This is a genomic window from Chryseobacterium sp. MEBOG07, from assembly GCF_021869745.1.
GTDB classification, from domain to species: Bacteria; Bacteroidota; Bacteroidia; order Flavobacteriales; family Weeksellaceae; genus Chryseobacterium; species Chryseobacterium viscerum.
Genome location: NZ_CP084579.1, coordinates 3476947 through 3498336, shown reverse-complemented (window position 1 = coordinate 3498336; position 21390 = coordinate 3476947). Strand labels below are relative to the sequence as shown.

Here is a 21390-nt window from a genome sequence, read left to right as displayed (position 1 = left end):
AGAAATATAAATCTTTGACAATAAAAAACGGGAAGCTCAGCGAGCTTCCCGTTTCTCTTAAAATCTGATTTTTATGAAAATTATTATGGATAAAGGGATTTTGTTCCGTTACTTACAATATTGCTGCCCAATCCTGAGAATGACACCGAGAAATTGCTGGAGTTAAAGCTTAAAGAACCTGTAGGAGTGCAAAGTCCTAAAGCATAACGGCATTGTCCGTAAGCTCCTGTTTTCTTTATGATTTTACTCTCACTTTTTGCTTTCCCTAAACTGATATATCCCCAGTCGCTTACATCCGCATTGGAAACCGTAGAACCGGAATAATAAATAGTAATCTGATATCCTGCTTCGCCTCTTTTAGAACCCCATAGCCAGTTGGCGGTCCACCATTGTTTATACCATGTAGAAACTACTTTTGCAGTCGGATTATTGTTGGAAGCTTCCGAATTTCCGCGGGTATCCATCATGATAAGGCCTCCAAATATATTATCCCAGATAATTCCTGAATCATTGTAAAAACATACCGTGGTAAATTTTCCGTTTTTGCTGTTCCAGGTTACTTCCATCACATTGGTGCCAGATTTCACTTCTTCGGTGATGGCTTCTTTTAATCCCTGCTGTGCTGTTGTAAGGTCGTCACCGCTGTAGAGATCACCAATCTTCCCAATTTTTACAGAAGATGGATCCATAATATTCCCGGATGCAATGTACTGGTCTTTATCGGTAATCAGGCTTTTAGAAAGCTCAATACCTTTTGGGGTTGAAATTTTTCCCAATACAGTCACTTTAGCAATCTGTAAATCATTTTTCAAATAGATCTCAAGATTTTTTCCGGATTCATTTAGCTGAAGTTGCACTGCATCCGGGACAACCTGTGATGGGAGAGGAGTAATTTCCTTTTTCAGATCATCTGCGGTTACTCTAGCCTGAGCCGTTTCCTGCTGATTAATTTCGTTGTCTTCGTTACGGCAGCTGTGGAATACCAATACCGATAATACAGCGACAACTTTAAAAGTAGTCAATAGTTTTTTCATAATAGATATTTAATGGATTGTGTATCATAAATATACAGAATTGTTACGTAATTCTCATTGTTTTGAATTAAGTATTTGTTAATTAATAGGTGATAGGTAGCAGATATTAGGTTCTAGGTTCTAGGTAATAGGGATTAAGGATTAGGGGGGATATTCTGTGAAATATAGGTAAGGGTGAATTTTGCCTCGCAGGTGAATGGTGAATTTTTTATTGGATTTATGATATTTATTTTTCCTCAATCAATTAACCAATAACAAAATAAACTGGCAACCAGCAACTCAAAACCCTGAACTTTTATAAAATCTTAAAATTTGTTTAAATTTTTTGTTTACAGTAAATAAATGTAATAATCTTTCGTAATTTTACCGAATGGAATTAAGCATTGGAGAAATGGCACTCATTGCCATTGCAATCGTTGTATTATTCGGACCGGATAAACTTCCTCAGATTGCGCGTGACTTAGGTGCAGGCGTTAGAAAAATGCGTGGAGCAGTAGAAGATATCAAAACTGAAATCATGAAGGAAACAGATAACCCTGTTTCTGAAATCAAGCGTGAAATTGAGAAAGTAAAAGATGCTGCAAAAGATTTCAACCCTATGAATGATATCAAGAAAGATATTCTTACAGAACCGGGTTCTCTTGCTTCTAATGAACCTCCGAAACCGAAGCCTGCAGATGATGATACCTACGAGGGACCTGTAAGCAGATAAGGTATGGAAGAGATTATTCAGGAAGATAAAAAGGTATTTCTTTACCTTAATAATTTGGGCGATTCATCTTTCGACCAATTTTGGATGCTGATTTCAAGTACCTGGATCTGGGTACCTCTTTATATTATATTTCTCTATTTTTTATACAAAAATCATAAACTAAGATCATTAGTTTTTATCCTTATATTTTTGGCCATTGGTGCAACGGTTTCTGACCAGTTGGCAAGTGTTTTCAAATATGGTGTGGCAAGGCTGAGACCCTGTCATGATCCCACTTTGGAACATCACATGAGAATTGTGAAATGCGGTGGACAGTTTGGGTTTTATTCTGCCCATGCTTCCAATACCTTCTTTTTGGCTGCCTTTTTAAGTATTTTATTAAAAAATAAACTTAAATGGTTTCCATATGCTATATTTGTATGGGCTATAGTGGTTTCCTACAGCCGTATATATTTAGGAGTGCATTTCCCGATAGATATTTTGGTGGGGGCGTTTGTTGGATCTTTATTGGGAGTGATATTTGGTGCACTCGCCAAGAAAGTGATCAATAAACAATCTATAACCTCATGAAAAAAACTTTATTACTAGTAACTTCCCTCTGTTTATCTCTCAATTTTTACGCCCAGAATAAAAAGCTGGCTGAAGAATGTTTTGCAAAGGCTGATTATAAATGTGCCGAAGAGCAGTATTTAAAACTGGCAGAGAAAGAGCAGATCCAGAAATTTCAGTCAGAATATTACGATTATCTCGGGACCGCTCAGAGAAGACTTGGAAAGACTACTCAGGCTTTTAAATCCTATGACTCTGCTTTAAAAGCAAATCCTATGTCGGTTTCTGTATATGTAAACCTTTCATCACTTTACAGCCAGAAAGGGAATAAGGTAAAAGCATTGGAATATATAGAAAAAGGTCTTAAGGTGAATGCCGAAACGCCTGATTTATATCTTACCCGTTCCAAAATCTATGACAGCCAGGGGAAAAAAGATCTTGCCATCAAAGACCTGAACCAGATTCTCACTTTTGCTCCCGATAATATTTTTGCAAAAACCGGACTGGCTAACCTGAAAAAAAATAACGGCGACCTTGAAGGAGCTTTGAAAGATTATAATACACTTCTTGCAGAGAAGCCGGAATCCTTACTTTACAATGGACGTGCAGATGTATATTTTAAAATGAAAAAATATAAGGAAGCCCTTACTGATGCCAATAAAGCCATTTTGATAGATCCTAAATTTGCACAATCTTATGTGAGCAAAGCCATGATTTTGTTAGACACTTCCAAACTTAAAGAAGCCTGCGAGAATTTGAATAAAGCAGTAGCCTTGGGGTATGAAAAAGCGGTGTTGACAGATTCTTATGCTAAATGTGCAAAGAAATAAGCTGCAATTTTTCCATTCCCAATCATTTAAATAATTTATACTAAGATACCAAGACCTGGTTTAACTTTAAAAAACGAATAAAGAGATAGAGATGTTGAATATTGTCCTTGTAGAGCCTGAAATACCTAATAATACAGGAAATATCGGAAGATTATGTGTAGGAACAGAAAGTAGATTACATTTGATTCACCCCTTTGGATTTATAATTAATGATAAAAACCTAAAGCGTTCCGGATTGGATTATTGGGTACATCTTGATGTTTCTGAATATGCAGATGTTGAAGAATGGATTAAAAATATTCCTGATCTGTCACGCGTTTTTTTAATGAGTTCACATGCCGAAAAATCATATTTGGAAACCGATTTTCAGGATGGGGACTGGTTGGTTTTCGGAAAGGAGAGTGTAGGGCTCAGTAAAGACGTTTTAGACCGTTTTGAGAATCATTTGACCATTCCTATGTCTAAACTGATCCGAAGCTTTAATATCGCCAATTCTGTCGCTTTTGTCGTTGGCGAAGCAAAAAGGCAGATCAATCTGAAATAAAAAGAAGGCAGTCTCAAAAATGTCATTCTGAACGCAATGAAGTGTAGTGAAGAATCTCGTGTATTAAATATCAAAAAGATTCTTCCTTCGTCAGAATGACAAAAGGCAATAATTTGACTTTTGGGACAGTCTTTTTTGGTTTAATCGTTATGATAAGGCTTGCCTTGCAAGATTTGATCTGCGCGGTAAAGCTGTTCTACAATAAAAAGGCGGATCATCTGATGGGTAAAAGTCATTTTGGATAAAGACATTTTTTCATTGGCTCTGCTGTAAATTTCTTCCGAAAATCCATAAGCTCCTCCTATCAGGATGTGTACTTTTTTCACGGAAGAATTCATCCAGGTATCAATTTTCTGTGAAAACTCACGGCTGGTAAATTGTTTTCCCTTTTCATCAAGAATGACTACCAGATCGTTTTTATCGATATGGTTTAAAAATAATTTGGCTTCTTCTTTTTTAAGAAGGTCGGGAGATAGGTTTTTGGCATTTTTAACATCCGGAATTTCATTAATTTCAAAATTCCAGTGTTTGGGTAATCGGTTGAGATAATAATTAATTAAAGACGTGATTTCCTTATCGTCTGTTTTACCGATACAAAGTAAACTGATTCGCATTGTAAGAAGTTTCAGACGGCAAAGATAGGTCTTCGGGGTACAAAGTTCAAAGTTTTAGGGTAAGGTTGATGATTTTTGCCGCTAGTTGCCAGTCGGACAGCTATTACAAGGATATCTTAATTTAGAAGTTAGAAGCTGAAAATAAGTCATCATGACAAATATTACCTATTACCTAATCCCTGCCACCTGCTACCTAATAATGCCGCCTAACCTCCCTCATCTTTTCCCTGTTTCATTTAATTCCCCTACATTTGTATTAAACAAACAAATAGATGGGTGTAAAGGTTCCTAATTTTATTTTGAAGATTCAAGAGTTTTTTGACGGCATTCATATTCCTGTTTTGGGAATATCGCTTTGGCAGATGTTTCAGATCTATATCTCCGGGATTTTCAAAGGAAAAATAGGAAGAAAGGCTGCTGCTATTTCGTGGAGCTTTACCATCAGTTTATTTCCGTTTCTTCTGTTTCTGCTTTCGGTTCTTCCTTATATGCCGCTTTATAATGAGCTGCAGTTCTATATTTTTGATGTGCTGCTGCATAATGTTTTCCCTTCAAATATGGAAGGAGACGTAAAAGGATATATTGTAAACAATATTATTCCAAACATGAAGGGAATCAGTAATCTGACCATTTTGCTGGCGCTTGTTTTTGCTACGAACGGTACATTTTCCCTGATTAATGGTTTTAATGAAAATACAGATGAAAAATTAAGTGATGTAAAAGAGTTTATTCTTTCATTCTTTATTACAATAGGTTTTATTACTATCGTTTTTTTAACTCTTTTCGGAGTGTATTACGCAGAGGTTGTGATGAAACTTTTTACACCTGCTTATGATGTTACATGGCTTGTAGATAACCTTTCCAAGATTATCGGATTCGTTTCTTTCCCGCTTTTTTACTTTATACTTTTGACCTTGTTTTATTGGCTGGGAACTGTAAAGATTACGAGATTCAGACAGGCTGTTCCGGGTGCTATTCTGACAACAGTGCTGTTTGTGGTTACTACCTATATTTTTGCGATTTATGTAAAGGATATAGCACGATATAACGTCCTTTACGGATCTATCGGCAGTATGATTCTGCTAATGGTTTGGGTAAATGTGAATGTATATCTGCTTCTATTTGGAAACGAATTGAATATGGCCATCAGAAAACTCAGAATTGAAAAATTGCTGTCTGATGAGATTCAGAAAGAAACCATGCACTATCACACGCAGATTACAGAACCCAGTTTTGACAGTGATGAGGAACATAAAAGAAAGCTTGAAAACCGGAAGAAAGATTAATTTTCTTCCAGTTCGGGATTTTCTTTTGAACTGATACTTAATATGATAAATCCTGCAACCGCAGCTATAAATGAAGCGATCAGAATAGCAAACTTCGCTTCGTCCTGAATCTCAATTTCACCTTTAAATGAAAGTAATGCGATGAAAATGGACATGGTAAACCCAATTCCGGCAAGCAGACCTACACCAATCATCTGAAGCCAGTTGCTGTTTTGAGGCAGGGAACTAAGCTTTAATTTGATTGCGATCAGAGAGAATAAGTTGATACCAATCAGTTTCCCCAATATCAAACCGCAGATAATTCCCAATCCTAATGTACTCGTAACTCCTGCTACCATTTCACTGGAAAAAGTGATGTTGGTATTTGTTAAAGCAAATATAGGCATGATGAGAAAACTTACCGGGATGTGAAGCTTATGCTCCAGTTTTTCTAATGGCGAAATTTCTACATTCGAAGCATTGGTAGGAATTGAAAACGCAAGTAAAACACCCGCTATTGTGGCATGAATTCCGGAATGATGAAGGAAATACCATAAAAATAATCCCGGAATAATGTAAAATATAGTTTTGGTTACTTTTAAAAAATTTAAAATAAATAATAGAGCAGTCACCCCAAAAGAGAGCAAGAGATAGGTCCAGTGAATCTGCTCGGTATAGAAAATTGCAATCACAAGAATAGCTCCTAAATCGTCTACAATAGCCAATGCCGCTAAAAATATCTTAATAGAATTAGGAATTTTTTTACCCAGCATCGAAATGATAGCGAGGGAGAAAGCGATATCGGTAGCCATAGGAATTCCCCAGCCATTGCCGTATTCTGTACCTGAGTTGAAAATACTGTAGATTCCCGCCGGAATAAGCATTCCGCCCACCGCTGCAAAAATAGGCAGCGAAGCATTTTTAAAGGATGAAAGTTCTCCTTCTACAAGTTCCCGCTTTATTTCAAGGCCTACCAAAAGAAAGAAAACAGCCATCAATCCGTCATTGATCCATATGCTGACAGGATATTCCAGTCCAAATAGGTGAGTACCTACTTCTTTGTCTAAAAAGTGCTGAAAATTCTCTGCAGCAGAGGAGTTGGCAATAAGCAATGAAATAAGTACACAGAAAATAAGAATAATTCCTGAGGACTGACTGTTGTTGAAAAATTTTTTAAAATAAAGAGATAAATTCATGTCTATGATTGTAGTCGTCTCACTCTTGAAACCCCATTAATATTTTTAAGTTTTTTGAAGGTCTCTTCCAGCTGACCTTTATTTTTGACTTCCAGATTGATATTTCCTGTGAAAACACCATTGTTGGATTCAATAGACATGCTTTTCATATCCATTCCCATACTTCCGCTGATGACAGTGGTAATGTCGTTGATCATTCCCATTCTGTCAAGTCCTTCAATTTCAATTTTCACTCTGTTCTTGAAGCTTTCAGCATTCACCCATTTGGCAGGAATGACACGATAGTCATACTGTGCTCTTAGGTTGATCGCATTCGGACAGCTGTCACTGTGAACCTTAATTCCGTCTGAAATGGTGATGAATCCGAAAATTTTATCTCCAGGAATTACGGTACAGCATTTTGCATAGCTATAGTTTAGTTTTTCTTCATCTTTCCCAAAGACAATCATATCAAGGTTTTCCTCTTTCGGTTCCTCAAAATGGTGATTTTTACTAGGAGATTTTCTGAATCTTGAAAGTAAATTGTTAAATACATTTTTGCTTTCAATGTATTTTCTCAAACTGCTTACATCCAATTCGTTGCTTTGGAATTTAAGAAATAATTCCTGAGAAGATTTTAAATTAAAGAACTTTTGAAGTTTATTAATTTCTTCATCATTAAAATTGATTTTCGCATGACGAAGCTTTCTCTGTAAAATTTCTTTTCCTTCCTCTACCAGTTGGTTTTTCTGAGAGTTCAGGTAACTTTTGATCTTCGACTTCGCTTTTGATGTTACTACGAATTCCAGCCAGTCAGATTTTGGTTTCTGATTCTGTGAAGAAAGAATATCTATCTGATCTCCGTTTTGAAGGATATAGGAAATAGGAACCAGTTTTCCATTGATTTTAGCACCCAGACACTTCATTCCCAAATCTGAATGGACCGAGAAAGCAAAATCCAGGGCAGTAGCATTGGTAGGCAGAATTTTAATTTCTCCTTTTGGAGTAAAGACAAATACCTCTTTAGAGTATAAATTAAGCTTAATATTATCCAAAAGCTCCGAAGTGGAAAGATTCTGCTGCTGTTCCAGTACTTCACGGATCTCTGTTACCCATTTTTCAAAGTTTCTGTCATCAGAACTTTGTTTGTAACCTTCTTTGTATTTATAATGGGCAGCAACTCCTTTTTCAGCAATTTCATCCATTCGTTCTGAACGGATCTGTACTTCAATCCATTTTCTGTCAGGACCTAAAACCGTTAAGTGTAAGCTTTCGTATCCTGTAGAACGAGGTTGTGTAATCCAGTCACGCATTCTTGATGGGTTGCTGTGATATACATCTGTAACAATAGAGTAGATCTTCCAAGCCAGAAATTTTTCATTTTTTGCATCGGATTTATAAATAATTCTGATGGCATAGTTGTCAAAAACCTCCTCGAAGGAAACTCCCTGTTTCAGCATCTTTCTGTAAATGGAAGAGATGGCTTTTGCACGGCCTTTGATTTTAAAATTTAAGCCTTCTTCCCCAAGTCTTGTTGATACTTCTTTTGTAAACTCGTTAATATATCGCTCACGGTTTTCCTTGGCAAGTTCCAATTTTTCCGTGATCTCATTATATACTTCCGGGCTGTTATATTTTAAGGAAAGATCTTCCAGCTCAGATTTGATGTTGTACAATCCGAGACGGTGAGCCATCGGAGCATAGATATAAACCGTTTCCGAAGCAATTTTTTTCTGCTTATCCGGAGCCATACTTTCCAGTGTCCTCATATTATGAAGACGGTCTGCAATTTTGATCAGAATCACTCTGAAATCCTCGGATAATGTCAATAACAGTTTCCTGTAGTTTTCAGATTGCACAGAGATATTCTGATGATTCATGATGGATATTTTGGTCAATCCATTCACGATATTGGCTATCTTTTCTCCAAAGATTTTTTTCAGATCTTCGTAAGTATAATCGGAATCTTCAATTACATCATGCAAAAGGGCACAGGCAATAGAGGTAGCTCCCAAACCAATCTCAGTCGCTACAATTTTAGCAACAGCAATAGGGTGGTAGATGTAAGGCTCGCCGGATTTTCTCCTTTGATCCTTGTGGGCGTCCAGGGCAATATCGAATGCCTTTCTGATGAGTTTATTATTTTCCTCATCCAACGTCCTGTATGTGTTAGAAATCAAGTCCTTATATCTGGCCAGAATTTCTTTATTTTCTTGTTCTAAATCGTAACTCATTTGTGTACATGCCTATAATAAGACGAAAATACGAAATTTTTTAGTCTTTTCAAACATAAAAGATCCGCAGAATGCCCTGCGGATCTTTAGCTATTGAATTTTATGTGGTTTAGAATTTAACTTCAGAATTCATACCGTCACTTGACGTTTTGATTTTAATATCAGGGCTGTTCTGAATTTCAGCTCTGTTTCGCACATCTATATACCTTTTAATCGTGTCATAATTCGTTTCATTGATATTCATGTTCTCAAATAAATACGATTTTAAGGCTGCATTTTGAATGAAAACATTCCGGGCAAGATCAATCTGATCAATATCCTTTACAGTAACACTCGCCATATATTGGGAGTTATTAGAATCATTGTTAAGGTATACCATGTAATCTTCATTTTCAAATCCTGAGTTTTCCAGATCACTTTCTAGTTTTTTGTAGTCGCTGTGATGCTCAAATAGCCCAGCTATTATATGTGACATAGTTCATTGGTTTTAAAGTTATGACTAAAGTTAGTAATTATTTTCTGATTATTATTATGCTTAAATCAATAAAATTTGTTAATTAATATTCTATTTTTAATATAAAATGATAATAATTGTGAATAATTATTGAACGGGTGTTTAAATTTAACAATTGAATAATCGTTTTTTTTAGAAATTGTTTTTCTTAATATGTACTTGATTTTAGGAAGCATAGGGAACTTTAATCTGATATAATTCTAATTTTATCTTTATGATCTTAAGAGACTTCATTTGTGATAAAATTGAAAGTTTTAAAGCACAAAAAAAGCCCCGAAAATGACTTCCAGGGCTCACTATTGGTTAAAAAATTGATTAATTAAATTCTTTCGTTTTTAATTTCTTCTACAATTTCAGGGTTTAGCAGAGTACTGATATCTCCAAAATTACTGAAGTCACCCTCTGCAATTTTTCTCAGTATTCTACGCATAATTTTTCCAGATCGTGTTTTCGGAAGCCCTGATACAAACTGTATCTTATCCAGTTTAGCAATAGGTCCTATCTGATCGGCAATCAACTGATTGATTTCTTTTTTAAGATTCTCTTTATCACGCCCTTCACCGGTTTCTTTAAGAGTGACGTATCCATAAAGCGCATTTCCTTTAATGTCATGCGGGTAACCTACAATTGCGGATTCTGCAACAGCTGGGTGCTGGTTGATACTGTCTTCAATAGGAGCAGTTCCCAGATTGTGCCCCGAAACAATGATCACATCGTCTACACGACCCGTAATTCTGTAATAGCCGACTTCATCTCTCAAAGCCCCATCTCCGGTAAAATATTTTCCAGGGAAAGCGGTGAAATAGGTTTCTTTATATCGTTGGTGGTCGCCCCAGATTGTTCTTGCAATTCCCGGCCATGGAAAACGGATACAAAGATTTCCGGTTACCTGGTTTCCTGTAATTTCATTTCGTTTATCGTCCATCAAAACAGGCTGTACACCGGGTAAAGGAAGGGTAGCGTACGTAGGTTTTGTCGGCGTAACAAATGGAAGTGGTGAAATCATAATTCCTCCCGTTTCAGTTTGCCACCAGGTGTCTACGATCGGACATTTTTTCTTTCCAACATGATCGTTGAACCAATGCCATGCTTCATCGTTGATAGGTTCACCCACAGAACCAATTACTTTCAAAGAGCTAAGGTCATGTTTGTCTACCCATTCCGCACTTTCTTTCGCTAAAGAACGAATGGCAGTAGGAGCGGTATAAAACTGAGTGATCTTATGTTTTTCAATCACTTCCCAGAAACGGTCTGGTTCAGGATAGGTAGGAACTCCTTCAAAAATTACGGTAGTTGCTCCATTTAATAAAGGTCCGTAAAGAATGTAAGAGTGTCCCGTAATCCATCCGATGTCTGCAGTACACCAATAAATATCATTTTCCTTATAATTAAATACGTTTTTGAATGTATAAGCGGTATACACCATATAACCGGCACAAGTGTGGAGCATTCCTTTTGGTTTCCCTGTAGATCCGGATGTATACAGAATGAAAAGCGGATCTTCAGAATCCATAATTACTGTAACGAAATCAGCAGAAGCTTTCTCATACAGATCGGCCATCCAGTGATCTCTTCCTTCTTTCATCTTAATTTCATTGTGGGTTCTCTTGACTACAAGAACGTTTTCAACGGTTGGTGTTTTTTCCAAAGCATCATCAACAATACTTTTTAGGTCAAGAACCTTATTTCCCCGGTAGCTTCCATCTGATGTGATCACCATTTTTGCTTCACAGTCATTTACCCTTGAAGCGACTGCTGCAGCTGAGAATCCTGCGAAGATCACAGAATGCACTGCCCCAAGCTTTGCACAGGCAAGCATGGTAATAGCCAATTCAGGAATCATGGGAAGATAGATACAGACTCTGTCTCCCTTTTTAATACCCATATCCTGTAAAACATTAGCCGTTTTATTAACGCGGGTATATAATTCTTGGTAAGAAATATGCTGTGCTTCTTCCTTTGGATCGTTAGGTTCCCAGATGATGGCTGTTTTCTCTCCTCTTATGGCAAGGTGTCTGTCGATACAGTTTTTAGTAATATTGAGTTTTGCATTTTTGAACCAGGTAATTTTAGCTTCATTCATATCATACTTAACAACCTTGCTCCATCGTTGGTACCACACGAAATTTTGATCCGCTACCTTATCCCAGAATTTTTTAGGATTTTTGATAGACTTTTTATAATCTTCAAAATATTGTGGTAAATCTTCTATTAAGTAATTTCTCATATCCCTTTCGTTTTTTATTGATTTTATTTTGATAAATATTTTTATGTTTTTGATTTTTGAAAGCGCAAGCCGTTAACTTTTTAAGTGGTTTAAAATCATAGCTGAAACTATTTAGTTAACGATGCTTCTTATTATCTTTGATGAACTTAATACTCTTTAATATCTTTATTTCTCTTAATGGTTCAACGTTTTATAATGGATTAAACAAATATTTAAATTTATGTTTAATTTCCCGCTTAAGCCCTATATTCCTTGATTTTTTCCTGAATTTCATCAATGATTTTTTCATCGTCAATCGTTGAGGGAACCTGGAAATCTTTTCCGTCAAGCAGCGTTCGGATCAGTTTTCTTAAAATCTTTCCGGATCGTGTTTTAGGTAAGCGTTTGACAACCATAGCGTTTTTTAGAAAAGCCACTGCTCCGATTTTATTGCGGACCATTTGAATAATATCTTTTTCAATGTCTTCTTCAGAAATAGCTGAACCGTTTTTCAATACAACAGTGGCAAAAGGGACCTGTCCTTTTAAGTCATCATCAATGCCAACTACAGCACATTCTGCGACATCCGGATGCGAAGAAACAATTTCTTCCATCTCAGAGGTGGAAAGTCTGTGTCCTGCTACATTGATCACATCATCTACTCTTCCTGTAATGAAAATATAGCCGTCTTCATCCTGTATAGCACCGTCTCCTGAAAAATAATACCCTTTGTACTGGGACAGGTAGCTGTTTTCAAAACGTTCGTAATCTTTCCATATTCCAAGCATGGCACCGGGCGGAAGAGGAAGTTTGATCACCAGATAACCTTCGTGATGCGGATCGAGTTCTAAGCCGTTTTCATCAAAGATTTTAATGTCATATCCAGGAATAGTTTTTCCTGCAGAAGCTCTTTTGATCTGGTAGTTTTCATCGTGAGTCAGTAACCCAAGCATAGGCCATCCGGATTCTGTCTGCCACCAATGGTCTATAGCCGGAACGCCGATATGTTCTGCAAACCAGTCCAGAGTAGCGACATCGCATCTTTCACCTGCCAGAAACTGTTTTCTGAAATGTGAAAGATCATATTTTTTTACCAATTCTCCGTTCGGATCTTCTTTTTTAATCGCCCTGATAGCGGTAGGAGCCGTAAACATCACTGAAACCTTGTATTCTGAAATGATTCTCCAAAATGTTCCTGCATCAGGAGTCATAATAGGTTTTCCTTCAAAAATAATAGTGGTATTTCTGTTGATTAATGGTCCGTACACAGAAAAACTATGCCCAACTGCCCATCCAAAATCTGAAGCCGCCCAATAGGTTTCTCCCGGTTCCACTCCGTAAATATAGGTCATGGAGAATTGTAATGCAGTGGCATACCCTCCGGTATCACGAACAATACCTTTAGGTTTTCCGGTAGTTCCCGATGTGTAAAGAAGATAAAGCGGATGGGTAGATTCCACAGAAATACAGTCTGCAGGAGCTGATTGCTCAACCAGTTCTTCATAATCAATCAATCCGTCGAACATTTCATCCTGATTATCTACCAATTTTCGGTTGTATACAATGATATTGTCTACTTTATCCTGTGCTAGTTCAATCGCTTTTTCCACCAGCGGGAGATAAGGAATTCTTTTGGCGATTTCCACTCCTGCCGTAGCTGTGATTAAAACTTTTGGTTTGCAGTCATCAATTCTCACGACAAGTTCATGAGGAGCAAAGCCTCCAAAAACCACATTGTGAATAACCCCGATTCTGGCACATGCCAACATGGCAAAAAGAGTCTGCGGAATCATAGGCATATAGATAACTGTCGTGTCTCCTTTTTGTAATCCTAAAGAAGCCAGCCCTCCTGCCAATTTTGCAATTTCCTCTTTCGCCTGACTGAAAGTATAGGTTTTCTTTTGACCCGTTACAGGAGAATCATAAACGATGGCAATCTGATCTCCAAATCCCTCTTCAATGTGCCTGTCGATGCATAAGTAACACATGTTGAGCTTTCCATCGGAAAACCATTGTGGGTAATCATTGTCACCGTTTGAAAGGATTTGCTGGGGGAAATCAAACCATTTGAGTTTTCCGGCGTGCTCCTTCCAGAAATCTTCTTTATGTTCTATGCTTTGTTTAAATAATGTATCCATATCAATAGTCTTGTGTTTGGTTTTTTGCCTATCCTTTTCAAGGCTAAATTGCAGCCAAAGACGAAGCAATAACCGTTTTTACCAGTCGTTATCTGAAGTCTTATATCTTGATTCTTGGCTCTTCATTCTCCCTTAAAACATCTCCTCAATCTGCTGCATCAGTTTCTTAATCGAGTAGGGTTTTGTGACGTAAGCATCAGCTCCCATTTCCAATCCTTTTTCAATATCTCTGGGATTGTTTTTGGCACTCAGAAAGAGAACTTTGGTGTCTTTCAGTTTTTCATCCTGTTTGATGAGGTCCAAAGTGCTGTATCCATCAAGATTCGGCATCATGATATCGAGAAGGATCACGTCCGGAACCATCGTTTTCAGAAAATCGAGTACTTCTGTTCCGTCTCGGGCAATATAGACGTCATAGCCATTTTTCTTAAAGCTGTATTCCAGCGACATTAATATTTTGTGTTCGTCATCCGCAATGATTATCTTTCTCATAAAAAGGTTTTAATGGTGTTCAACTTCATCTGTAATCTCTTTTTTAGTTTTTTCGGGAATGGTTATGGTGAAAGTAACGCCTAGTCCACTGTTTTCGGCTTTTATACTTCCGCTGTGCGCCTGTACTATTTTTTTGGAAATGGCCAGTCCCAGTCCGCTTCCAGTTGGTTTTAAAATATTTTGATTTTTAGACTGATAAAATTTGTCAAAAATCATTTCCAAATCTTCCTCAGGAATATGCTTCCCGGTATTGAAAATACTGATGATGAGCTGCCTGTCTTTTTCAAATAATTTCGTCTGGATTGTTCCCTGTTCATCTGTGAACTTTAAGGCATTTCCCCAGATGTTCTGAAACAGCTGAATCATTCTCGCTTCATCATATTCAAATATAAAATGATTCAGGAGATTAACTTCACTTAAATGAATATTTTTCTGCTGTATCAGGTGAATAAGTGGATTTAATGCTTTTTTATAGGTTTCCGTGATATTATTTTCCTGAATGTGTAAAGAGATTTCACCGTGCTGTAATTTGTCCAGATAAAGAATGTCATTGATGATCTCACTTAATCTGTCAGATTCTGTGATGATGTTATTTAAAAACTCTTGTTTGATATCAAAAGGAATATCGTCGTCATCCGCTAAAATTTCCCCTGCAGAACGAATGGCCGTGATTGGAGTTCTCAATTCATGAGCAACAGAATCGAGGAAATCGTCTTTTTGATGGTCTTTGATGATGAGATTTTCGTTAGCGGTTCGCAGATCATTGGAAAGTTTCTGTAGCTCTTCAGATTGTTCCGTAAGTTTTTTATTTAAACTGATATTTTCCTGAGATTCTTCAAGAATATTTAAAACTTCCTTTAAAGATATTTTATCTTCTTTAGTGACTCCTTCAATTAATATTTTTGCTGAAGCCGTACCGATTCTTCCTGCCAAAAGGTTTTCTGAGAATTTGATAAATCTTGAGTCGGCGGTTTCCGTTTTGGAATCGATGTTATATTTTAAATTAAAAATTCTTAATGCCTGCTCTGTTTTATTTTTGCCTAAAAAACGCTCAAGAATATTCTGAATATCTGAAATATAGGCTGTTCCACGCCAGATAAAAGCATTTTCATGATTCTGAATGTATTTGTCAATATCTACGTACAGTTCCGCAAAGTTTCTTTCGCGGTAATTTCCTTTGGAACTTACAGAGATAATGGTAAAAAAGCTTGTATTGACGAGCATCGACCAGAAAAAGATCTGCGGAATTCTGCCCAGATAAGGAATGGTAAAAAAGCCGAAAGCGTTATACATATCCCTGATTACCCCTTTAAGCTCCTGATTGTACGAAAAATAATACTGTGGAATAATCAGCCCGAAATAGCAGATTAATAATCCGGCTAAAAGTCCTGTAACAGCACCTTTGTAACTTCCTCTTCTCCAGAATAAAGCTCCGAAAAATGCTGGAGCAAGTTGTCCAATCACGACAAATGAGATTAATCCTACAGAATCCAGCGAAGTTTTCAGAATGAAATATTTGTAGAAGGCAAAGGCCATGATGATCAGCGCAAAAATGCTGAATTTTCTGATATTGGTGATGCTTCTTGTATTTTTTTCTTCACTTTCAGACTTTAATTTTCCCAATAGTCCATATGGAATGATGAGGTTGTTGGAAAGCATGATGGATAGAGTAATGGCAGAGATGATAATCATTGAAATGCAGGAACTCAATCCTCCAAGAAAAACAAGCACCGTGATTAAGGTGTTGCCAAAATGCTGCGGAATCAAAATAGAGTAGAACTCAGGATTTACTTTTTGTCCGTCAAAAATCAATCTTCCTCCCCAGGCAATCGGGAAAATAAAAATAGTAAAGATTAGAAGGTAAAGCGGGAAAAACCAAATGGCTGTTTTAATATGTTTTTCCTGTCTGTTTTCAACAATTGCGGTATGAAACTGTCTCGGTAGAATGCAGATCGCTGTTGCAGAAATCATACACAGAACCATCCAGTTCATCGCTCCTTCAATCCCGTTGAAGGTATTTTTTTCTTTAAAATCTTCAAACTTGCTGGCCTTCTCATAAATATCTGAGAATCCATCGAAGGCATAATAGATTACGAAAAGCCCAAGAATGATAATGAAGAATAGCTTTAAAAAACTTTCCAGAGCAATCGCTGAGATAATTCCCAAACGTTTTTCTGATGCATCAACATATCGTGTTCCGTAATAAGAGGAAAATAAGGCAATTAAAACCACCACAAAAGTCGCATTATCGGTCAGGATATCTTTGGACATCGGAGTTTCTGTTACCAGATGGAAGGTTTCAGAAATAGCTTTGATCTGCAGCCCAATATAGGGTACTATTGCCAGAAGGCAGACCACTGTGATGATAGCGCTCAGGCTTCTACTGTTCCCGTATCTCAATGAAATGAAATCGGCAAGGCTGCTTATTTTATTGACTCTTGAAATCCTTACAATCCGGGTGTTGATATAGATCCATGCCGGAATAATCATGATAGGCCCAATGTAAATGGGTAAGTAGTTTAATCCGCTTGTCGCTGCAACGCCAATGCTTCCATAATACGTCCATGCAGTGCAATATACGGCGAGGGATAAAGCGTAAATGTAGGGGTTATTGATCCAGCGTTTGCTCTTTTTTTTCTCTGCCAGATGGGCAACTAAGAAAAGAAGGGCAAGGTAAAGAAGGACGACAAAAAATAATGCAAAACTACTCATTATACCTTTTTACAATTACAAAAGAAATTATAATAGAGATCATCCAGACAACGAACAGGTAGATCAGGATCATGGGATAGCCTAAAACTTCCTTTTCACTGTTGAATATCAGTGAAATTGGAATACTGAAAGCAATCATAAGACCTATGCTCAGTATGATAAGTTTTTGTTCGTGTCTTTTTTTCATAAATGATTTTTGATAAAAGATAATTGATGAATGCAGCCATTCATCAATTATCCATATTTCTTTTAAATTTTATCGTCAGAATATTCTCCTTTTAAAGCATAATAACCGAAAATGGCCATTCCGCCTGAGATAATCGGCATCAGTACAAAAAGAATGATGATGCCAAAAACCAGATCTTCCTGTTTTCCGGAAGCTATTTTGGGGATTCCCAATACTGTAATTCCGAAATATCCTACAATCACCGCGATGGCGATCCAGAGAATGCCTAATATTTTTTTTAGTCCGTTCATTTTAGTAGTTTTAAAATTAATAAAAATTTGAGTGATTCAGTACTTAATCGTGAAGATTATTGTTCTTGCTTTTAAGATAAAATAATCCAATGATCAAACATACGGTGGCAACTCCAATCGGATACCAGAGTCCTTCCAGATACCATGTTGCATGTCCCGCTTCTTTTCCGGTAGTTACCAGATAAGTTGCCACTGCCGGAAGAAGCCCTCCAAATACTCCGTTTCCGATGTGATAAGGCAATGACATTGAGGTGTAACGGATTCTCACAGGGAACATTTCAACAAGGAAAGCAGCGATAGGTCCGTATACCATAGTCACAAATATCACCTGAATAAATACCAAAAAGATCAGATACCATTTGGTGTTGTCACTTAATTTTAAGCTTTGAGATACTTTAGGCTCTTCAGCTTTTCCGTCTTTCATAACGACTCCGGCAGGTGACCAATGAACAACACTGTCTTTTTTAATCAAAGTGCCATCTGTGTAAAGGGTTTCTTTGTGAAAAGTAACTAGGCTGTCTGTAGCAATATTACTATGGATTTTGGCGGTTCTTTTTTCTGTAATTCCATTGGTAGCGAGGGTTTTGGTTTCAAGATTTACACTCTTGAACATACTTTCATAAATAGGTCTGTAAGCTAAAATAGCGACGAGCATTCCGGTCATCATTACAGCTTTTCTTCCAATTTTATCAGACAGCCATCCGAAGAATACAAAGAAAGGAGTTCCTAAAAATAAAGCAATGGCCATTAACGAATCTACCTGTGAAGATTCTACATACATCACTTTTTGAAGGAAACTCATAGCATAGAACTGTCCTGTATACCAGATGACCCCTTGTCCCATTGCAGCTCCGAATAAAGCCAATAATACAAACTTGAAGTTATATTTATTCCCGAAACTTTCTTTTAAAGGGTTTTTAGAGGTCTTTCCTTCACTTTTAGCCTTAGCAAAAAGCGGAGATTCTTTCATGTTTTTTCTGATCACATAAGAAACAGCAACCATTAAAATTGAGATCCAGAAAGGAACTCTCCATCCCCAGGTGTCAAATTCTTCTGCAGAAAGGGTTGTTTTCGTAATTAAAATAACAATCAGTGAAATGAAAAGTCCTGCTGTTGCGGTGGTTTGGATCCATGAAGTCCAGTAACCTCTTCGATGAGGCTGGGCATATTCAGCTACATATGTTGCCGCGCCTCCATACTCACCTCCAAGGGCTAATCCCTGAAGAAGTCTTAAAATTAAAACTAAAACCGGTGCCATGAATCCAATGGTTTCGTAGCTTGGAATACATCCGATCAGGAAAGTAGAAAATCCCATAATCAGCAAAGTAACAAGGAAAGTATATTTTCTTCCTATAATATCTCCCAGTCTTCCGAAAAATAAAGCTCCGAAAGGCCTTACAACAAATCCGGCTGCAAAAGTTGCCAAGGTAGATAAAAATGCTGCAGTAGGATTATCTGCAGGGAAAAATTTGGTGGCTAAAACGACGGCTAAACTTCCGAAGATATAGAAGTCATACCATTCTATCAATGTACCGAGTGATGAGGCGGTGATAACGCTCCAAATGGTGCGGTTTTTCTGCCTGTCGGTCATATTTTCGTAGCTTTCGTGATGGTTTTCGCTCATATGATTAATTTTTGATATTAATGGAATAGGATTTTAATTTGAATTTTTTTTGAACCATTAAGAGATTTTAAGTTGATAAGAATAATTAAGCTTTTAGCTAAAGCTATTTTATTCAGCGGTATTCTTCCTGTCTACCTTTAATGAAACTTAATTCATCTTAATTTCTTTACTACTCTTAATGGTTAAATTTTATAAGTAGATCTGAAACTGCACAACAAACTCCCCTTTAGAAGAAGGGCTTTCTGTAGGACTTGTATAAACAGGTCTTGTTGAATATTGTGTTGTTATTTTCGCATGATGGCCGTCTATGAACCAGTTGGCTCCAACATCAAACTGAGAAGATGATTTGTCAAAGGCTTCAAAGCTTTTGTGAGTATAGGCTGCGAAAGGCTGTATTCTGATTTTCGGTTTTTCTGCCTGGCTGGGTAAAAGTAAACCCGCCTGCGCGTAGATAATATTACCTGTTCCGATAGTGGGTTGTAGGTTTCCTGGTCCTGCGATGGCTTTATTTCCGATAAAATTAGGATCAGAAGCTGCAATATTCATAGTTCCCAGGTTTCTTACATAATTTGGACCGAAATTGTAGTTATAATATCCTGCATAAGCAGAAACTGCCATTTTGTTTTTTGCTTCTCCCAATGGAATATCCGCGAAAGCATCTACGGCAAAAAGAGTAATATCATGCTTTTCAATAGTTGAATTCACGGAAGTTCTTGTTCCGTCTGCCTGATGATAGAAACCGGCTCCCACATTGAAAACTTTTTTTGTTCCGAGATAAGATCCTACCTTGTAGGGAAGGGTATTGGATTCCTCATCAAGAAACTGGTATTCAACATATCCTGCTTTTGAAAAACTTGGATTTCCGTTGTTGTCTACTGCTACAGCTTTCGAAGGGTCTGTTACATTCGAGGGAGTAAGATCGGTTGCAAAAGGTTTGTTTAAGCTGAAACGGTATTCCAGTTTTCCGTATTTACCTTTCGCAAACATTCCAAGTTGTCTTGCAAATTGGTCAGAGTTATCAATCAGCGGCCAGGAAAAGACAGGAGAGTCTAATGTCAGGAAATTAAGCGTAGAAGCCATGGTCATACGGGAAAGCCCCATATAGTAATGAAGTCCTGCCCCTAAAGATAAACTGAATTTTCCCGCTTCTCCAGGTAAAATAACTGCGTATTCGTTCCATGCATCATGAAAAAACAGCTGGGTTTTCTTTCCATTTCCATAACCTCCTGTGCCGGAAGTACCTGTTGCGCCTCCATTGATAAAAGTTTGGTTGTTAATCCCAAAATGAAGGAGAATCATATATCTTTTAGAGATTTGTGCGTAGGCTAAGGCTCGTAATCTCCTGTTTCCTACACTCCAGGAGTTGTCAGTGGGTTCGCTGCCTACCATACTTCCGGGGTTCATGGAGGTGTTTCTTAGCCAAAACTGGTCCCATAAGATAAATCTGACGAATTTATCACCATTCGGATTGAGGTTTATTTTTAAGCCATTGCCGTAATCAGGAGAACCTTGGGAATATGCAGAACCGCTGATTAAGGCTACTCCAATAAATGTAAGTAATTTCTTCATAAATTATCAATTTTTGGCGTTGTTTTTTGTGAATGCCAAATTGTAATTAATAATTTGTTTATGAAAATTTAATATATATTAGTGGTAATAGTATAGTTGTGATTTGTTGTATAGTGGAATTTTCGGGTTTTATGATCCTTATTTTTGAATTAAAATGCGATTAAGTATTTACTAATTAGTATTTTATTTTTTAATATTACATCACTTATCTTTCGCATCCCGTACCTCGAAACCCACACTATTTCTTAAATCTTTCCCACTTAATCAACATGTATTTATCGGCAAACTGAGTAATGATAATCCCTGAGTTTTTAATGTTTTCTTCCTTTGCAATATAGTCAATCAATTCGTTTTGTTTTAAAATCTTATAAACAGGATGAAACTCAGAGTGAGGAGGTCTTGTGATATTGTACTTTTTGATCCATGAACTTATAGTAACATGTGAAACACCGATAATTCTTTCAATTTCACGATAGCTTAAACCTTCCAGGTAAAGCTGAAGAGCCTTGGTTACATAATAATCATCGATCTGTTTTCCCAGTTTTTTAACGGTAAAATAGTACTTGCAGTCTTTGCAGTGGAAGCGTTGTTTTTCATTGATGATCCCGCTTTTTACCACTTTGGTACTGTTGCATTTAGGACAGGTATTTTCCATAACTATATTATTTTAGCAAATATATAATAAATTAGCAAATGTATAT

The 21390-nt window shown here is 37.0% G+C and carries 19 protein-coding genes; 5 read left to right on the top strand and 14 right to left on the bottom strand.

What is annotated here, in order from left to right:
- Window positions 1-83: 83 nt before the first annotated feature.
- Entirely contained in the window at window positions 84-1034 is a 951-nt protein-coding gene (locus tag LF886_RS16115; RefSeq protein ID WP_236850533.1) for a hypothetical protein, read from the bottom strand.
- Between the two features lie 370 nt (window positions 1035-1404).
- Between LF886_RS16115 and LF886_RS16110 the strand changes: the two genes are divergently transcribed.
- From LF886_RS16110 to LF886_RS16095, 4 genes are all read left to right on the top strand, one after another.
- Window positions 1405-1746, top strand: a complete 342-nt coding sequence (locus LF886_RS16110) for a twin-arginine translocase TatA/TatE family subunit (protein WP_124536124.1) — start codon at window positions 1405-1407, stop codon at window positions 1744-1746.
- Between the two features lie 3 nt (window positions 1747-1749).
- Window positions 1750-2316, top strand: a complete 567-nt coding sequence (locus LF886_RS16105) for a phosphatase PAP2 family protein (protein ID WP_103234495.1) — start codon at window positions 1750-1752, stop codon at window positions 2314-2316.
- Complete coding sequence (locus tag LF886_RS16100; RefSeq protein WP_236850531.1) at window positions 2313-3125, top strand: tetratricopeptide repeat protein; 813 nt, start codon at window positions 2313-2315, stop codon at window positions 3123-3125. Before LF886_RS16105 ends, LF886_RS16100 begins: the two co-directional genes overlap by 4 nt.
- Window positions 3126-3216: 91 nt before the next feature.
- Window positions 3217-3669 carry a tRNA (cytidine(34)-2'-O)-methyltransferase gene (locus LF886_RS16095; RefSeq protein WP_124536120.1) on the top strand — a complete coding sequence of 151 codons (453 nt, stop codon included), beginning with the start codon at window positions 3217-3219 and terminating at the stop codon, window positions 3667-3669.
- Between the two features lie 140 nt (window positions 3670-3809).
- Here the strand turns inward: LF886_RS16095 and rlmH are convergent, their stop codons facing one another.
- The gene (gene rlmH / locus LF886_RS16090; protein WP_103234492.1) at window positions 3810-4283 is read right to left on the bottom strand and encodes a 23S rRNA (pseudouridine(1915)-N(3))-methyltransferase RlmH; all 474 of its coding nucleotides are present in this window, start codon (window positions 4281-4283) and stop codon (window positions 3810-3812) included.
- Window positions 4284-4555: 272 nt separating this feature from the next.
- On the opposite strand from rlmH, the gene LF886_RS16085 reads away from it, so the two are divergent.
- Window positions 4556-5569, top strand: a complete 1014-nt coding sequence (locus LF886_RS16085; RefSeq protein WP_236850530.1) for a YihY/virulence factor BrkB family protein — start codon at window positions 4556-4558, stop codon at window positions 5567-5569.
- Here LF886_RS16085 and nhaA read toward each other — a convergent pair.
- The 12 genes from nhaA to LF886_RS16025 form a co-directional block, all read right to left on the bottom strand.
- Window positions 5566-6744: a Na+/H+ antiporter NhaA gene (gene nhaA / locus LF886_RS16080; RefSeq protein ID WP_236850528.1), complete on the bottom strand. Its 1179-nt coding sequence runs from the start codon at window positions 6742-6744 to the stop codon at window positions 5566-5568. The genes LF886_RS16085 and nhaA overlap by 4 nt on opposite strands.
- A gap of 2 nt (window positions 6745-6746) precedes the next feature.
- Entirely contained in the window at window positions 6747-8957 is a 2211-nt protein-coding gene (locus LF886_RS16075; RefSeq protein WP_152289690.1) for a RelA/SpoT family protein, read from the bottom strand.
- 109 nt (window positions 8958-9066) lie between these two features.
- Window positions 9067-9432 carry a hypothetical protein gene (locus LF886_RS16070; protein ID WP_124536109.1) on the bottom strand — a complete coding sequence of 122 codons (366 nt, stop codon included), beginning with the start codon at window positions 9430-9432 and terminating at the stop codon, window positions 9067-9069.
- A 358-nt stretch (window positions 9433-9790) separates the two neighbouring features.
- Window positions 9791-11698: an acetate--CoA ligase gene (gene acs, locus LF886_RS16065; protein ID WP_109738170.1), complete on the bottom strand. Its 1908-nt coding sequence runs from the start codon at window positions 11696-11698 to the stop codon at window positions 9791-9793.
- Between the two features lie 236 nt (window positions 11699-11934).
- On the bottom strand, window positions 11935-13821 hold the full coding sequence (locus tag LF886_RS16060) for an AMP-binding protein (protein ID WP_236854322.1): 1887 nt from the start codon (window positions 13819-13821) through the stop codon (window positions 11935-11937).
- A 126-nt stretch (window positions 13822-13947) separates the two neighbouring features.
- On the bottom strand, window positions 13948-14307 hold the full coding sequence (locus tag LF886_RS16055) for a response regulator transcription factor (RefSeq protein ID WP_124536105.1): 360 nt from the start codon (window positions 14305-14307) through the stop codon (window positions 13948-13950).
- 9 nt (window positions 14308-14316) lie between these two features.
- Entirely contained in the window at window positions 14317-17019 is a 2703-nt protein-coding gene (locus LF886_RS16050; RefSeq protein ID WP_236850527.1) for an ATP-binding protein, read from the bottom strand.
- Window positions 17012-17206: a hypothetical protein gene (locus LF886_RS16045; RefSeq protein ID WP_103232332.1), complete on the bottom strand. Its 195-nt coding sequence runs from the start codon at window positions 17204-17206 to the stop codon at window positions 17012-17014. Before LF886_RS16045 ends, LF886_RS16050 begins: the two co-directional genes overlap by 8 nt.
- A 62-nt stretch (window positions 17207-17268) precedes the next feature.
- Window positions 17269-17496 (bottom strand): DUF6814 family protein, encoded by a 228-nt coding sequence (locus LF886_RS16040; RefSeq protein ID WP_034696261.1) that lies wholly within the window; start codon window positions 17494-17496, stop codon window positions 17269-17271.
- Window positions 17497-17539: 43 nt separating this feature from the next.
- Window positions 17540-19120, bottom strand: a complete 1581-nt coding sequence (locus LF886_RS16035; RefSeq protein WP_236850526.1) for an MFS transporter — start codon at window positions 19118-19120, stop codon at window positions 17540-17542.
- 189 nt (window positions 19121-19309) lie between these two features.
- Window positions 19310-20689, bottom strand: coding sequence for a porin (locus tag LF886_RS16030; RefSeq protein WP_236850524.1), 1380 nt, complete (start codon window positions 20687-20689; stop codon window positions 19310-19312).
- 238 nt (window positions 20690-20927) lie between these two features.
- A complete protein-coding gene (locus LF886_RS16025) occupies window positions 20928-21344 on the bottom strand; it encodes a helix-turn-helix domain-containing protein (RefSeq protein ID WP_103232335.1) in 417 nt (138 codons plus the stop codon).
- Window positions 21345-21390: the final 46 nt, after the last annotated feature.

Bases quoted from the DNA above. Each gene is read 5' to 3' on its own strand.
- LF886_RS16030 (WP_236850524.1), bottom strand. From the start codon at position 20,689: ATGAAGAAATTACTTACATTTATTGGAGTAGCCTTAATCAGCGGTTCT.
- LF886_RS16055 (WP_124536105.1), bottom strand. From the start codon at position 14,307: ATGAGAAAGATAATCATTGCGGATGACGAACACAAAATATTAATGTCG.
- LF886_RS16045 (WP_103232332.1), bottom strand. From the start codon at position 17,206: ATGAAAAAAAGACACGAACAAAAACTTATCATACTGAGCATAGGTCTT.
- LF886_RS16035 (WP_236850526.1), bottom strand. From the start codon at position 19,120: ATGAGCGAAAACCATCACGAAAGCTACGAAAATATGACCGACAGGCAG.
- LF886_RS16095 (WP_124536120.1), top strand. From the start codon at position 3,217: ATGTTGAATATTGTCCTTGTAGAGCCTGAAATACCTAATAATACAGGA.
- LF886_RS16110 (WP_124536124.1), top strand. From the start codon at position 1,405: ATGGAATTAAGCATTGGAGAAATGGCACTCATTGCCATTGCAATCGTT.
- LF886_RS16040 (WP_034696261.1), bottom strand. From the start codon at position 17,496: ATGAACGGACTAAAAAAAATATTAGGCATTCTCTGGATCGCCATCGCG.
- LF886_RS16025 (WP_103232335.1), bottom strand. From the start codon at position 21,344: ATGGAAAATACCTGTCCTAAATGCAACAGTACCAAAGTGGTAAAAAGC.
- LF886_RS16075 (WP_152289690.1), bottom strand. From the start codon at position 8,957: ATGAGTTACGATTTAGAACAAGAAAATAAAGAAATTCTGGCCAGATAT.
- nhaA (WP_236850528.1), bottom strand. From the start codon at position 6,744: ATGAATTTATCTCTTTATTTTAAAAAATTTTTCAACAACAGTCAGTCC.
- LF886_RS16115 (WP_236850533.1), bottom strand. From the start codon at position 1,034: ATGAAAAAACTATTGACTACTTTTAAAGTTGTCGCTGTATTATCGGTA.
- LF886_RS16070 (WP_124536109.1), bottom strand. From the start codon at position 9,432: ATGTCACATATAATAGCTGGGCTATTTGAGCATCACAGCGACTACAAA.
- LF886_RS16100 (WP_236850531.1), top strand. From the start codon at position 2,313: ATGAAAAAAACTTTATTACTAGTAACTTCCCTCTGTTTATCTCTCAAT.
- LF886_RS16085 (WP_236850530.1), top strand. From the start codon at position 4,556: ATGGGTGTAAAGGTTCCTAATTTTATTTTGAAGATTCAAGAGTTTTTT.
- acs (WP_109738170.1), bottom strand. From the start codon at position 11,698: ATGAGAAATTACTTAATAGAAGATTTACCACAATATTTTGAAGATTAT.
- rlmH (WP_103234492.1), bottom strand. From the start codon at position 4,283: ATGCGAATCAGTTTACTTTGTATCGGTAAAACAGACGATAAGGAAATC.
- LF886_RS16050 (WP_236850527.1), bottom strand. From the start codon at position 17,019: ATGAGTAGTTTTGCATTATTTTTTGTCGTCCTTCTTTACCTTGCCCTT.
- LF886_RS16105 (WP_103234495.1), top strand. From the start codon at position 1,750: ATGGAAGAGATTATTCAGGAAGATAAAAAGGTATTTCTTTACCTTAAT.